Genomic DNA, 14,335 nt, shown 5'->3' with positions numbered 1-14,335 from the left:
TTTTTGGTGGGTTAAGTTGGGTAATAAAAAGGAAGAATAGAGCATTATAATTGTTTCTTATATGTCTTTCTACGCTTATGGGTAACAGGTTTAAAATGCTTCCAGAGTTGATGAATGGCTGTGTTTTCAATCAATTCAGGAGTTCTTATGCAAGTTTCAATATTCTTCTCTGTAAATGTCAAATAATACTCCATAAACAAAATTGCAGTCAATCCTTTATTTTGATATTCTGGATGTACTCCAATTAGATAGAAAGTGATATTTTTTGGCTTTTTACGAGCCTTTAGTAAATGAAAAATTCCAAAAGGAAACAATTTACCATTCATTTTTTGTAGAGCTCTGGCAAATGAAGGCATGACAATAGCAAAAGCTACTAGATTATCATCTTTATCAACTACAAATTTGATAAATTCTGGATTGATAAAATTCAAATAGCGATCTTTAAAATAAGCTTTTTGAATGTCATTAATAGGAACAAAAGATGCTAAAGAAGCATAGGAAGCATTAAATAAATCAAACATTTGATCTACATAAGGCATAATATCTTTTGTCTTGGTAAAATTAAGTTCGCGAAGTTGATATCTTTTTTTGATTAAATTTTGGACGCGCTCAAAGAATTTTGGCTTTACATTTTCAAAAGGAAATTTATTCTCTAAGTATTCTTTTTCTTTGATTAAACCATGATGAATTAAATGCTTTTCATAATACGGATGATTGTACCAAGTAATCATCGTACCAATATGATCAAAACCTTCTGTAAGAACACCAACTTTGTCTAGATTTGAAAAGCCGACAGGACCTTCCATGTATTCTAAATTGTGTGAGCGTCCAATTTCCGCAACTTTGTCAAGCAACGCTTTAGAAACTTCCAAATCGTCAATCATATCAAACCATCCAAAACGCATTTTAGAAAGTTTTTGTTCTTTTACTTCAATCCAATTAACAATTGCAGCAACACGACCTACTATTTTTCCATCTTTATACGCTAAGAAAAAAGTGGCATCAGCATCTAAAAACGCAGGATTTTTTTCTTTATCAAATGTTTCTAATTCATCTTTAATAATTGGCGGAACCCAATATTTAGAACCTTTGTAAAGACTAAAAGGAAACTTTACAAACTTTTTTAATTCCTTTTTATTGGCAACTTCTCTTACTTCAATCATTGACTATCAATTTGGTTGGTAAAAAAGGAATTAGTTGTCGTTTCCGTCGTCTTCAAACTTCTCCAACTCTTTTTCGTCTTTCTTTTTCTTCTTTTTTTGATCTTCTCCTTTCGGATCTTGCTCCTCAATAGGAATCAATTCGTCCTCGTGCATATCATCAAATCTGTATGAAAGTCCGAAACCTGCAAATATACGTGTCGGTGTGTTTTTTACACCAGCACCAACATAGGCATCTAACTGAAGATCATCACCTAATAAATAAGCGCCACCAGCTCTAAATAAAGCATCTGCATAGCGATCACTATCAATTCCCTGATGCTCTACAAAAGCAGACCATTTTGGATTGTCAAACGCATGCGTTAAGGTAACTATGTAACTTAATTCTTTTGAATCAGAAGTAATTCTATCATAGGTAATATTAGAAACAAAAACCCAACGACCAGCAAAGTGACTTTGTGTAGCCACAGTTACTTTTGGACTTATTGAAGGTTCTGTTCTAGGAAAATATGGATTGTCTGAAAACACAAAGTTTGCTCCGGCATATACACCAATTGCAGGAATTAAATCTTTCCAACGAAATGAGTTGTTAGCTTTCCAGCTATATAAATTTGGTTTTTCTAATTCGGATTTTAAATACGGATCATAAATCATGTATTTAGCTCCAATAGTATGTGTTAAAAAGCCATTTCTGTTAAATTCTAATGCAGGATTTGTAGCATTATTCGTAAAAGTATCAAATTGATATGCGCCTTCCCAACTGATTTCTAGTTGCTCTTTAAACAATCCGTAACGCAAGGCAAAATCTAGTCCAAATGCACTTACTTCTGTATTTAATTTTTTATGTTCTTGTTTGTCAACAAACATTCCGCCTTCAAACTGAATTACATTTTTTCCAACAGAATATGCACTAATAGAAGCGCCTGGACGGTTAGAATTAATTACTTCAGTATACTGAGCAAAAGCAGAAGAGGAGATTAATAAAAAACCAATAACTGCTAAGAAAGAATATGTTTTCATATGTTTTTAGGTGTTGTTTTTCAATATGCTAAGAAAACATCTGTAAAAGTTACGTCATCAAGTATTATAAACTGAAAGACAGATGTTTTATCATTTTTTTTTGGGTTAAATTCAAAACTACATAAAATTATAGTTTTTTATCTAGTAAAAACGATATTAAATGTCCATAAATTGTATTTTTGAAAAAATATAGGTTACATTATAATATGGGAGTACTAAGAACAATATTCATAATAATTCTAGTAGTGTACGGAATACGTATTTTATCTAGATTATTCGCACCATTCATGTTGCGATATGTAGCAAAAAAAGCTGAAAAGCAGTTCTCAGCGCAGTTCAAGCAACATGCAGAAAGTCAACAACAAACTCGAGAAGGAGAAACAACAATTGATAAAATGCCAAATACAAGATCTTCTAAAAATGTCGGAGAATATATCGATTTTGAAGAAGTTGACTAACGATTTATCTATTTTACAGCGCCTTTTTCTAAAGGTTTAGTATATTGCTTTCATTCTTTACACGCTAAAAAAACATCAAGTGAATATAGATTTCAAAAAAATAATTCCTCACGCAATAGCATTAGTGTTATTTGTTGGAATGTCATTAGCTTATTTTTATCCAGTATTACAAGGGAAAAAAATTCAACAAACAGATATTGTTCAATATGCTGGAATGGCAAAAAAACAAAATGATTATCGAGAAACTACTGGCGAAGAATTGTACTGGACAGATAGTGCTTATGGAGGAATGCCTACATATCTCTTAGGAGCACGCTATCCACATTCTTATATAAAAACACTTGACCGAACTTTACGATTTTTACCACGTCCAGCAGATTATTTGTTTCTTTATTTTCTAGGGATTTATGTCTTGCTACTCGTAATGAAAGTCAATTGGAAACTCTCCATTCTAGGTGCAATCGCCTTTGGATTTTCCACATACTTTATAATTATTCTCGGCGTTGGTCACAACGCCAAAGCACATGCAATTGCTTATTTTCCATTAATATTAGCCGGAATATTACTGACGTTTCAGCGGAAATATATTTGGGGATTTTTGCTCACAGCCGTCGCTATGTCTTTGGAAATCATGACATCGCATCCGCAGATGACATATTACTTAATGTTGTTGGTAGGTGTTTTAGGTTTAGTGTATTTAATAAAAGCAATTCAAGACAAAGAATTGCCACATTTCTTCAAAACAGTAGGATTACTCGTAGCAGCTGTATTGTTAGGTGTTGGTGTTAATGGAACCAATTTGTTAACTACAAAAGAGTATGCAGATTGGAGTATTCGTGGAAAGAGTGAACTTACCATCAATCCTGATGGCTCTAAAAAAGATCGTCAAGGACTTTCTAAAGTGTATATTACGGAGTATAGTTATGGTAAAATGGAAACTTTCAATTTACTGATGCCTAGATTTATGGGTGGAGGAAATTCTGAAGATTTCGGCACCGATTCTAAATCATATAAATTTTTACTACAACGAAACATTCCAGCTGGTCAAGCACGTGAAATCGTAAGAAATATACCGAGTTATTGGGGACAACAACCTATTGTTGCCGCACCAGCATATGTAGGAGCAGTCATTATCTTTCTAGCATTTTTAGGATTGTTTTTAGTTCGAAATAAAGCAAAATGGTGGCTTGTTGGTGGAATTGTAATGTCTTTACTCTTGTCTTGGGGAAAAAATTTAAATTTCCTGACAGACTTTATGATTGATTATTTCCCGTTGTACAGCAAGTTTAGAGCAGTTTCATCCATACAAGTAATTCTAGAATTGTGTATCCCAATCTTAGGAATCTTAGCATTAGCACAATTATTCAAGAAAGAAAGTTTAGAAGAAGAAGCTAAAAAAAATATAGAAAAATCAATATTTATTACTGCTGCTATTATCTGCGGAACGATTCTGTTCTTTATGCTTTTTAAATCGACATTATTTGATTTTACTGGAGTAAATGATGCGTATTATGAGCAAGCTGTGTTTGGTCCAGAATTCATGGAAATTATACGTGAAGATCGATCTGATATTATCACTCAAGATGGAATTCGTTCTTTAATATTTATACTTCTCACGGCTGGTCTTTTACTAGTATATTTAAAAGGGAAACTCAAGGAAAATGTTGTAATTGTTCTTATTGCTGGATTATTATTGTTTGATTTAGTAAGTGTAGCAAGAAAATATGTGGCTACAGAAGGCTTTGTGTCAAAAGCTAGGTTTGAGAATCCATATAGAACGCTCGAAGTTGATAAACAGATTTTAAAAGATACTGGACATTACCGTGTGTTTGAGCCTAGATTGCGATTGGCAAATGGACGTACAGCATATTTCCATAATACTTTAGGAGGTTATCATGCGGCGAAACCAAGACAGTTTCAAGAACTTTATGATTTTTATTTAGATCAAGGAAATGAAGAGTTTGAAGTAAACGAACGAAACGTCAACGTAATTAATATGTTGAATGTTAAGTATATCATTAGAGACTTAAAAGGCGAACAAGATCAAGATGGTGCAGGAGCGATTGCAATGCGAAATCCATATGCTAATGGAAGTGCTTGGTTTGTAAAGAAGCTAATTTCTGCAGAAACAGCAGATGAAGAAATGTTGTCGATTTTTAATTTGGACACAAAGAATAATGCTGTTTTACGAAAAGGACAAGAAGCAGCAGAACGTTTGAAAGAGACGTATGGAAAAGATTCATTAGCTTCTATCAAATTACTGTCATACAAGCCTGATGCTTTAAAGTATGAAGCAACCAATACAGAAAAAGGATTCGCAGTATTCTCTGAAATACATTATCCACATGGTTGGAATGCTTATATTGATGGAAAATTAACGCCACATTATAGAATAAACTATGTGTTACGTGGTTTGGAAGTTCCAGCAGGAAAACATACAATTGATTTTAAGTTTGAGCCTAAAACAGTAAGTACAGGAATTACAATTTCTTTGATAAGTACTATTATATTAGGTTTATTGATTATAGGCGGTTCGTATTATACATTCAAGCAAAGAAGAGAAGAAGAAGCATAATTCCCTCAAATTATGGCTAAGAAAGTGGTAATCATATCGTATTACTGGCCGCCAGCTGGTGGACCAGGCGTACAACGTTGGTTGAAATTCGTAAAATATTTGCGCAATTTTGATATAGAACCTGTGTTGTATGTGCCTAAAAATCCGAGTTACCCAATTATAGACGAAACATTCTCTGAGGAAATTCCGAATGATATTACCATTCTAAAACAATCAATTTTTGAACCGTATTCGATTGCAACTATATTTTCAAGTAAAAAGACAAAGAAAATAAGCAAAGGAATTATAACAAAAGATAAGCAGTCGTTTATTGAAAAAGTATTGCTGTACATTCGTGGAAACTTTTTTATTCCTGATGCAAGAAAGTATTGGATACGTCCTTCTGTAAAGTTTCTTGAAAAGTATCTTGAAGAAAACAATATTGAAACGATCATTACAACCGGTCCGCCACATAGTTTACATTTGATTGGACTTAAATTACGAAGAAAGTTAGCTATTAAATGGCTGGCAGATTTTAGAGATCCTTGGACAACAATTGGCTATCATGATCAATTGAAGCTAACTAAAAAATCACAGCGAAAACATCGTGCGTTGGAAGCCGAAGTGTTGCAAACCGCAGATCAGATTGTAGTCACAAGTTTTACTACTAAAGAAGAATTTTTAGAAATCACCAAGCAACCTATAGAAGTAATTACCAATGGATATGACGTAGAAAAGTATTCGCCAATTTCTATGGATAAAAAGTTTACGTTATCACATATTGGTTCGTTACTTTCTGAGCGTAATCCTATTGTTTTGTGGGAAGTTTTAGCAGAGTTGGTTCAAACAAACCCTGATTTCGCCAATGATTTTCAATTGCAATTTGCAGGTGTCGTAAGCGAACAAATTCAACAAAAAATAGAAGAAGTTGGTTTAAAAGAGCATACGACTTACTTTGGTTATGTTTCGCATCAAAAAGCATTGCAACTTCAACGCGCTTCTCAAATTTTATTAGTGATTGAGATAGATGCAGAAAAAACCAAAGGAATTATTGCAGGAAAGTTGTTTGAGTACATGGCAGCCGAACGACCAATTATTGGACTTGGGCCAAAAGATGCAGATATTGCAAAGATCATTCAGGAGACGAATACTGGAACTTACTTTTTGTATACTGATAAAGAGAAACTCAAAACACAAATTGTAGCGTATTATGAAGCATTTAAACAACAACAATTGCAAGTGTCTCCAATTGGATTGCAGAAGTATTCGCGCAAAGCGTTAACTCAAAAATTAGCTGAAGTATTACATCGATTCAATTAAAAAACCTCACTTGATTTTTATATCAAGCAAGGTTCATTTTTATAACTAAACAACTAAATTTTAATTTCTTTTTCTAGAACTTCTTTGTCTGCTGTTCGTTGCCTTTCTTTGAGAAGAACGACTTGAACGTTGTGCAGCTGGTTTACGTTTTGTAGAACGATTTGATCTTGTTGCTCTTGGAGACGTATTTCTTTGTGGTTTTGCCACAGTTCGTCTGCTTGAATTTCTGTTAGATCGTACTGAGTTATTGTTTCGAGTAGATCGTGTTGCTCTTGCATCTCTTGTACTTCTTGAAGAATTACGAGTTGCTCTTGAGTTTGTTCTTGAATTGCTAGAACGAACGCTGTTATTGTTACGAGGAGTATTTGTGTTTCCTCTTTCAATTCTCGTATTGTTACGACTGCTGTTACGAACCGTATTTACTCTAGAATTATCTCTTGTCGTATTTCTAATATTGTTACGAGTACTACGCGTATTTTGATTTCTAGTTGTATTACGTGTTGTAGTTGCTGTACGTGTATTTCTAGTATTTGTACGAGTTACTGTTCTTCTTGTATTGTAAATAGCAGCATCATTTCTACGCGTTACACGACGATTGTTTCTATATACATTTCTTCTACTTCTATTAACTCTTGCAGCGCTGTGATATACATGTCCAACTCTAGCTCTTGCATAAGTATATCTGAAATTGTCTCTATACGGACTACAAAATGTATAACGAACTGGTGTGTAAAATCTTCTGTAAGGACGTACACTTACGAGACAAAAACTAATATTTGGACGAAAGAATACATCGTTGTAAAAAGCGGTGCGTCTGTGAAATCTATTAAATGAGTTGATATAACCTCTTGTGTGTGAGAATCGTAATAATGAATCATAATACACAAATAATCCTCCAACTTGTACTAAGTTTCCAAATCCGTCATAGTTTAAGTTTACTTGTCCAATTCTAAAAACACGTCCATAGTAATCATAAAATATAGGTGTATTTTCAATTTGAATAATCGCTCCATAATCATCATATTGAACATATGGATTGTAGTCATATCCAGAATTAAAACTGATATTTAATCCTCCAGCGTTTATGTTGGCGCTTACACCTGAGTGTAGACGATTGATAAAAAAATCAAATTCTCCATCGTCATAAACAGAAAATGTAATACCATCTTCCACAAATGAAATAGATTCGTTTAATCTTAATGAAGTTGTTGACGATGTGTCAATCCGTTTTGCTTCGGCAGAATAAGCTACCAAGAAAAACAATCCTGTAAGTGCGATTAATACTTTTTTCATAACGTATGGTTTTAATGTTCATTTAATACTAACCAAACAGCGTGCCAAAAACATGAAATAAGTGTTTTAAGAAAATAAATAAATTTTAGAAATGAGTAAAATAACGGATTGGAAGTAAGGTTTTGCCATACTGTAAAGTAGTTGTAAATAATTATTTTAGACGCCGAATATAGTAGTGCTGTATAACATAAAATAATCACACAAGGAAGTTTAGTTATAATCGTTTGATGTCATATTAAATTTTGTAGTTTAGTTGGCTCCTTGCTAGTGCTTACATATTGTGAAATAGCGAAGAAATAATTGGAGCGTTTTCTTTATACTATAAAAAAAATAACCTCGTGAAATCCTTTTTTAAGATTCACGAGGTTTTATGTGATATGATAAATTATACTAATAAATTAGTTCGTTTTTTTTATTTTCTTTTGATTTCCTTTTCTTCTGTAATAATATAAATCATCATCATCTCTAGGAATATCATGTCCATCTTGGAAATCATCGTCAATGACTACATCTCCATTATAGTTTCCGTTGCCACAAGTAGCAATTGGTTTTACGCTTCCAAACTGTCTTACTAATCTTCCCCAACGGTTGTACTTTAGACGTAAACCTCCAATTTGCTTCACTTTTCCATGTCTGTTGTGGTAACGCATGTAAATTGATCCAATTCTTTTTACTCTGCCATGTCTATCATAATTAATGAATAGATTGCCAATTCTTCGAACTCTTCCGTTGAAATCGTGTTCTACACGAACTCCAATATTTCTGGTGTTGTAACGATTTCCTCTCGTTCGAACTCTTGGTGCGCCATATGTCGCATTTACGGAGCTTCTTCGCGTTCGTCTGTAGCTTACTGGATGTGTGTTAAAATCAAATTCTCCATTTAAGAAAACAAAAAATTCAACACCTCGTTCTACAAACTGAATTGGTTGTGCATAACGATAGCGATTGGTTAACCCATTTTTGCTTCCGTTTGTTTGGTCGCTAATTACATTTGCCTGTGTAGAAGTTACACTAAGTAACAATCCTACGAATAAAAGATAAAAGTTTTTCATATTCTGTACTTTTAGGGTTATGCCTACTCTTGAGCTTTTCGGCGTGCGCTATTTGCTATAGTTAAAACCAATTTGCGTGCCAAAAATGTAATGAATTGATAGTTAGTTTTTTAAGGTGTTTAGATGATGCTTTGTTTTTAGTTGAAATCACAAAAAGAGGTATACATAGTGTAACAAATTGAAGTTTTTAAACACCAATGCAGGTACATACTTTTTAAACAGAATCTGAGCATCAAAACAAAAAAATATTAAGTATTTCTAGATCAGGTTTTAACAAATTGTAAATAGAATTTAGCATCTTTGTCTAACGACTAAGCCAACCAATAACTATGTCTACCGAAACTAAACATTGCCAAAACTGTGATTATCAATTGACAGAATATCATAACTTTTGCCCAAACTGCGGACAAAAAGTTGATGATAAGCTGAGCATGCGTGTACTATTTCATAATACCATTATGAACTACTTTTCAGTAGATGCTCGATTTTTTAGAAGTTTTATTCCTTTATTAATAAAACCTGGGTATTTAGCAAAGCAATATGTGACAGGAAAACGCTTGATGTATTTGCATCCCGCACAGTTTTACTTATTTGCTTCTATTGTATTCTTTTTTATTTTTTCGATAGCAACACGTGCTACACAACAAGGATTTGAAGATGGTTTACGTGATTCGTTTGGAAAAGAAAAAGCCATCATAAAAGAAACTGAAAGACTTCGTGATTCTGTTCAGTTAGCTTTAAAAGCGCAAGCTGCAACAATGGAAGGAAAAGATAGTCTCGTTATTCAACAATTGGCAGATGGTATTAAAGGGAAAAATAAAACACCAATAGATAGTATTCAACTCGATTCTACCAAAAAGAAACAAAACATACGTGGATCAGTTATCGGCTATAATTTTGATACAGATTTACTAGATTCATTACAAGATGCTGGCGCAAGTACCGATGAAAAATTAAAAGCAATAGGATATAAAGAATCCGATAGTTGGTTTTCGAAATTTGTAGGCAAGCAAATCATAAAACTCAGAGAAAATAAAGGTGTAGGAATTTTTAAAGCTTTTTTGGATACCATTCCGATTTCTATGTTTTTCTTGATTCCTATTTTTGCGTTGTTATTAAAAATACTTTACAGAAAACGTGGACGATTTGCGCATCATATGGTATTTAGTTTTTACTATTTTGCGTTTATGTTTTTAGCTTCAAGCATTATCATTGTTACTAACTATATTGTAGACATTCCAGACTCAATCGACTTCTTCTTGATAGTTTCGACCTTCTTTTATTTAATTCTTAGTTTGAAACGATTCTATGAGCAAGGATATATAAAAACATTCTTTAAAACATTTATCCTATCGTTTATCTATTTGATATTTGTAATTCCTGTTACATTTGTAATGTTGTGGGTTGTGTCATTTTTCTTGTATTAATTTGTCTTAAAGATATTTTTATACCGAATATATTAAAACTAACAAGCCGTTTCTAAAATACTAGAAACGGCTTTTTTTGATATTCAACTAACTAATAAAAAATCAGCTTAGCTATTTGTTAAACAACTGAACGTATTATTTCCCTACTTAATAAATTATGATATATGTTAATTTTAACAGAACAAATTGATGCTGATTCTTTGAGGAAGAATTTTCAGTGTACATGATATTTCTCTTTGATCATGTCAATCAATCCTTTGTGAAATTCAATAATAGAAGTTATGCTTTTAGTATTTTGTTCAAAGTTCAATGAAAAAATACTGTGAATAGTATAAGTTTCTTTTGAAGTTGTACTTTTTATAGTAGGTTCAAAAGCGGTGTCTTGCATCAATTGATCAAGCTTGTATTTTTTGAATAATTGCTCGATTTTTTCTTTTAAATGTGGCTCTTTACAGTGAATTTTCCAATTTTGACTTTTAAATAATACTAGTTTTGTCAAATGATCTATGCTAGAAATGTGGAAATCTGGTACTGTAGTATTGGTAGGAATCTGTAATTTAAAATCAGCAGTATCTGAATTGCCAAAATCGTATACAATCGCTATTGTAGCTTCATTATGAATTATGTATAAACGATATTTTACAATATGGATTTTTGAACCATAATCACCATCAACACGAAAATCTTCTACAATAAGTTCGCCATTATTTTTATCACAAATTCGTTGTAGTTCTTTTTCTGGATCCATAAAGATATTTTTGAGTAACTTTTAACCAATATACACAATTCCATTGGTGACTTTTTGAGCAATTCTAATGGCTTCAAATGCATTATCTATTCTAAATGCAAATGATTCTTTGTGTAGGTTTAATTCGTCTGTAATTTGGTCAATATGTTCTTTGATTACTTCTAGTTCGTTTTGAAGCTGTAAAAGTACAGCATCACCAGCATAAATATCCTGACTTGATAATGAATTTAATAATGTACAGTTGTGCTTTCTTAAAATAGGAGAGTCCCATACGGTTTGTCTCCAACTTTCAAATCCAAACAAGTTATTAAAAGGCGCTTTTGGTTGTTCATTTATAGCTACAGTCGTATTAGTTTCAGGAACAAAGACATATGCGCAGACTAGTAGACTCATTTTTTTAGTGGAAAAGTAACTCTTATATTTTTTCTTTTAGATAATGTCCCGTAAATGATTTTTTGTTTTTCACAACTTCTTCAGGAGTTCCATAAGCAACAAGTGTTCCTCCGTTTTTTCCGCCTTCAGGACCTAAATCAATAATATGATCGGCACATTTAATCAATTCAATATTATGTTCTACGACAATGATAGAATGTCCTTTGTCAATCAAAGCATCAAAAGAAGCTAATAATTTTTTGATATCATGAAAATGCAAGCCTGTGGTTGGTTCATCAAAAATAAACAAGGCTTTATCTTTCGTATTTCCTTTTACCAAGAAAGAAGCTAATTTAATACGTTGTGCTTCTCCACCAGAAAGGGTAGAAGAACTTTGTCCTAAAGTTACATATCCTAAACCAACATCTTGTAATGGTTTTAACTTACGATAGATTTTTTTCTGCTCATGCTTTGTAAAGAAATCCATTGCATCATCAATCGTCATGGTTAAAATATCGTCAATATTTTTTCCTTCGTAATTTACTTCTAAGACCTCTTTCTTAAAACGCTTTCCTCCACAAGTTTCGCATTCTAAATGTACATCTGCCATGAACTGCATTTCAATCGTAACTTGTCCTTCTCCTTTACAAGTTTCACAGCGTCCGCCATCAACATTAAAAGAGAAATGTTTGGTTTTGTAACCTCTAATATTTGCTAGCTTTTGACTTGCATATAAGGCTCTAATATCATCATAAGCTTTGATATAGGTTACAGGATTGGAACGTGAAGAACGTCCAATAGGATTCTGATCTACAAATTCAATATGCTTTACAGTACTGTATTTTCCGTCTAATTTGGTAAACTGACCAGGTTTTTCTCCATAACCGCCAGTTTCCTTCAACATAGAAGGATATAATATCTTTTTTACTAACGAACTTTTTCCACTTCCAGAAACTCCAGTTACTACTGTAAGCATGTTTAGTGGAAACGTAACGTCTATATTTTTAAGATTGTTTTCGCGTGCGCCAACAACTTTTATATACTGATTGGAAGTTCTACGCTTTTGTGGAACTTCAATTTGTATAGATTTGTTGAGGTATTTTGCCGTAAGTGAATCAGCTTTTAAGATAGTTTTATAATCACCATACGCTACCACATGACCTCCATGTGTTCCTGCTTCAGGACCAATGTCAATAATTTCGTCTGCTGCATGCATGATATCTTCGTCATGTTCTACAACAATTACTGTATTTCCTAAATCGCGTAGTGAAATTAAAACTTGAATCAAACGTTCGCTGTCTTTAGGATGCAATCCAATACTTGGTTCATCTAAGATGTACATAGAACCAACTAAACTACTACCTAAAGAAGTTGCTAGATTGATACGTTGTGATTCTCCACCAGAAAGTGAATTCGATTTACGATTTAGTGTTAAATAGTCTAATCCGACATTTGTTAAAAATGCCAAACGATTTTTAATTTCTTTTAATAAACGTGTCGCTATTTGCTCGTCGTGTTCACTCAATTGTAATTCTTCAAAAAATACAATCAATTCATTTAATGGTAATACAACTAAGTCTGTAATTGTTTTTCCTCCAATTTTTACATAATTAGCTTCTGTACGCAAGCGTTTGCCATCACAGACCGAACATTTTGTTTTTCCACGATAACGTGAAAGCATCACACGATTTTGAATTTTATAACTTTTCTCTTCTAAGAACGAAAAGAATTGATGCAACCCTTCAAAATAGTCGTTTCCGTCCCAAACAAGTTTCTTTTGTGCATCTGTGAGCTCAAACCAAGGTTTGTGAATAGGAAAGTCAAATTGATACGCATTATTTACCAATTGATCTCTATACCAACTCATGCTTTCTCCACGCCAAGGGAAAATCGCATTTTCATATACAGAAAGTCCTGTGTTTGGAATTACTAAGTCTTCATCAATACCAATAACATCACCATAACCTTCACATTTAGGACACGCTCCGTATGGATTGTTAAAACTAAATAAGTGAATATTAGGTTCCAGAAATTTCATGCCATCAAGCTCAAATTTATTACTAAAATGAGCAATTTTTTTATCGCTGACAGTTTCAATATAACATTCGCCTTTTCCTTCAAAGAAAGCGGTTTGTACTGCATCTGCCAATCGATTGTAAAAATCTTCATCATGTGAAACCACAATACGATCAATCACCAAAGAAAAGTCTTCTTCAAAATCTTCATTAATTTCATCAATACGAAGAATCTCATCATTTTTCTTGATTCGTGCGTATCCTTGTTGGGCTAATACTTTTATGGTATGAAATGCGCTGCGTTCTTCAGGAACTGTTACCGGAGCCAATAATAAAAGTTTGCTACGTTCTTCAAAAGTCTTTACATAATTGATTACATCTGTAACTGTATGTTTTTTAACTTCTTTACCCGAAATAGGAGAGATGGTTTTTCCAATGCGCGCATACAACAGTTTTAAATAGTCATAAATTTCTGTGGTGGTTCCTACGGAAGAACGCGGATTGGTAGAGTTTACTTTTTGTTCAATGGCAATCGCAGGTGCAATTCCTTTAATATAATCTACTTTTGGCTTATGCAAACGTCCTAAGAACTGACGTGCATACGAAGACAAACTTTCTACATATCTACGCTGTCCTTCGGCATATAGAGTATCAAAAGCTAAACTGGATTTTCCAGAACCAGAAAGACCTGTAATCACTACCAATTTATTGCGCGGAATGACCACGTCAATATTTTTAAGGTTGTGCAGTTTGGCGCCTTTTATAATTATATTTTCTTTAGGATTTACAGTTGCGAGATCTTGTGTCATTGGAAAAAAAATAATTGCAAAGATACTGCTTTTAAGACGAAAAATACATTAGAATTTTATAATGAAAGTTTAATTGTTATAAATGGGCTCATTTTCTTAATTTTTAA

At 32.9% G+C, this 14,335-nt stretch carries 11 protein-coding genes; 4 read left to right on the top strand and 7 right to left on the bottom strand.

The genetic code is table 11. The features are described from left to right. Window positions 1-44: 44 nt before the first annotated feature. On the bottom strand, window positions 45-1,163 hold the full coding sequence (locus ACOQOS_RS05270; protein ID WP_420573923.1) for a GTP cyclohydrolase: 1,119 nt from the start codon (window positions 1,161-1,163) through the stop codon (window positions 45-47). 30 nt (window positions 1,164-1,193) lie between these two features. Continuing rightward, on the bottom strand, window positions 1,194-2,180 hold the full coding sequence (locus ACOQOS_RS05265; RefSeq protein ID WP_420573922.1) for a transporter: 987 nt from the start codon (window positions 2,178-2,180) through the stop codon (window positions 1,194-1,196). A 206-nt stretch (window positions 2,181-2,386) separates the two neighbouring features. On the opposite strand from ACOQOS_RS05265, the gene ACOQOS_RS05260 reads away from it, so the two are divergent. The 3 genes from ACOQOS_RS05260 (at window position 2,387) to ACOQOS_RS05250 (ending at window position 6,512) form a co-directional block, all read left to right on the top strand. After that, window positions 2,387-2,638, top strand: a complete 252-nt coding sequence (locus tag ACOQOS_RS05260) for a DUF4834 family protein (protein ID WP_420573921.1) — start codon at window positions 2,387-2,389, stop codon at window positions 2,636-2,638. 79 nt (window positions 2,639-2,717) lie between these two features. Beyond that, complete coding sequence (locus ACOQOS_RS05255; protein ID WP_420573920.1) at window positions 2,718-5,213, top strand: YfhO family protein; 2,496 nt, start codon at window positions 2,718-2,720, stop codon at window positions 5,211-5,213. A 12-nt stretch (window positions 5,214-5,225) separates the two neighbouring features. After that, complete coding sequence (locus ACOQOS_RS05250) at window positions 5,226-6,512, top strand: glycosyltransferase family 4 protein (RefSeq protein ID WP_420573919.1); 1,287 nt, start codon at window positions 5,226-5,228, stop codon at window positions 6,510-6,512. A gap of 60 nt (window positions 6,513-6,572) precedes the next feature. Here the strand turns inward: ACOQOS_RS05250 and ACOQOS_RS05245 are convergent, their stop codons facing one another. Together ACOQOS_RS05245 and ACOQOS_RS05240 are read right to left on the bottom strand one after the other, a co-directional pair. After that, window positions 6,573-7,805, bottom strand: a complete 1,233-nt coding sequence (locus ACOQOS_RS05245; RefSeq protein WP_420573918.1) for a hypothetical protein — start codon at window positions 7,803-7,805, stop codon at window positions 6,573-6,575. 398 nt (window positions 7,806-8,203) lie between these two features. Continuing rightward, window positions 8,204-8,857, bottom strand: a complete 654-nt coding sequence (locus ACOQOS_RS05240; protein WP_420573917.1) for a hypothetical protein — start codon at window positions 8,855-8,857, stop codon at window positions 8,204-8,206. A gap of 329 nt (window positions 8,858-9,186) precedes the next feature. On the opposite strand from ACOQOS_RS05240, the gene ACOQOS_RS05235 reads away from it, so the two are divergent. Continuing rightward, window positions 9,187-10,284, top strand: a complete 1,098-nt coding sequence (locus ACOQOS_RS05235; RefSeq protein WP_420573916.1) for a DUF3667 domain-containing protein — start codon at window positions 9,187-9,189, stop codon at window positions 10,282-10,284. A gap of 214 nt (window positions 10,285-10,498) precedes the next feature. Here ACOQOS_RS05235 and ACOQOS_RS05230 read toward each other — a convergent pair whose 3' ends face one another. The 3 genes from ACOQOS_RS05230 to uvrA are packed head-to-tail and all read right to left on the bottom strand — an operon-like array spanning window position 10,499 to window position 14,228. Continuing rightward, a complete protein-coding gene (locus ACOQOS_RS05230) occupies window positions 10,499-11,032 on the bottom strand; it encodes a hypothetical protein (RefSeq protein ID WP_420573915.1) in 534 nt (177 codons plus the stop codon). A gap of 21 nt (window positions 11,033-11,053) precedes the next feature. Next, window positions 11,054-11,425, bottom strand: a complete 372-nt coding sequence (locus ACOQOS_RS05225) for a hypothetical protein (protein WP_420573914.1) — start codon at window positions 11,423-11,425, stop codon at window positions 11,054-11,056. A gap of 22 nt (window positions 11,426-11,447) precedes the next feature. Next, window positions 11,448-14,228, bottom strand: coding sequence for an excinuclease ABC subunit UvrA (uvrA, locus tag ACOQOS_RS05220; protein ID WP_420573913.1), 2,781 nt, complete (start codon window positions 14,226-14,228; stop codon window positions 11,448-11,450). Between the last annotated feature and the right edge of the window lie 107 nt (window positions 14,229-14,335).

The sequence above is a fragment of the Kordia sp. genome (assembly GCF_965224175.1).
Lineage (GTDB): Bacteria > Bacteroidota > Bacteroidia > Flavobacteriales > Flavobacteriaceae > Kordia.
Note: the sequence above shows the minus strand (reverse complement) of the source record. Positions and strands in the feature narration are given on the sequence as shown.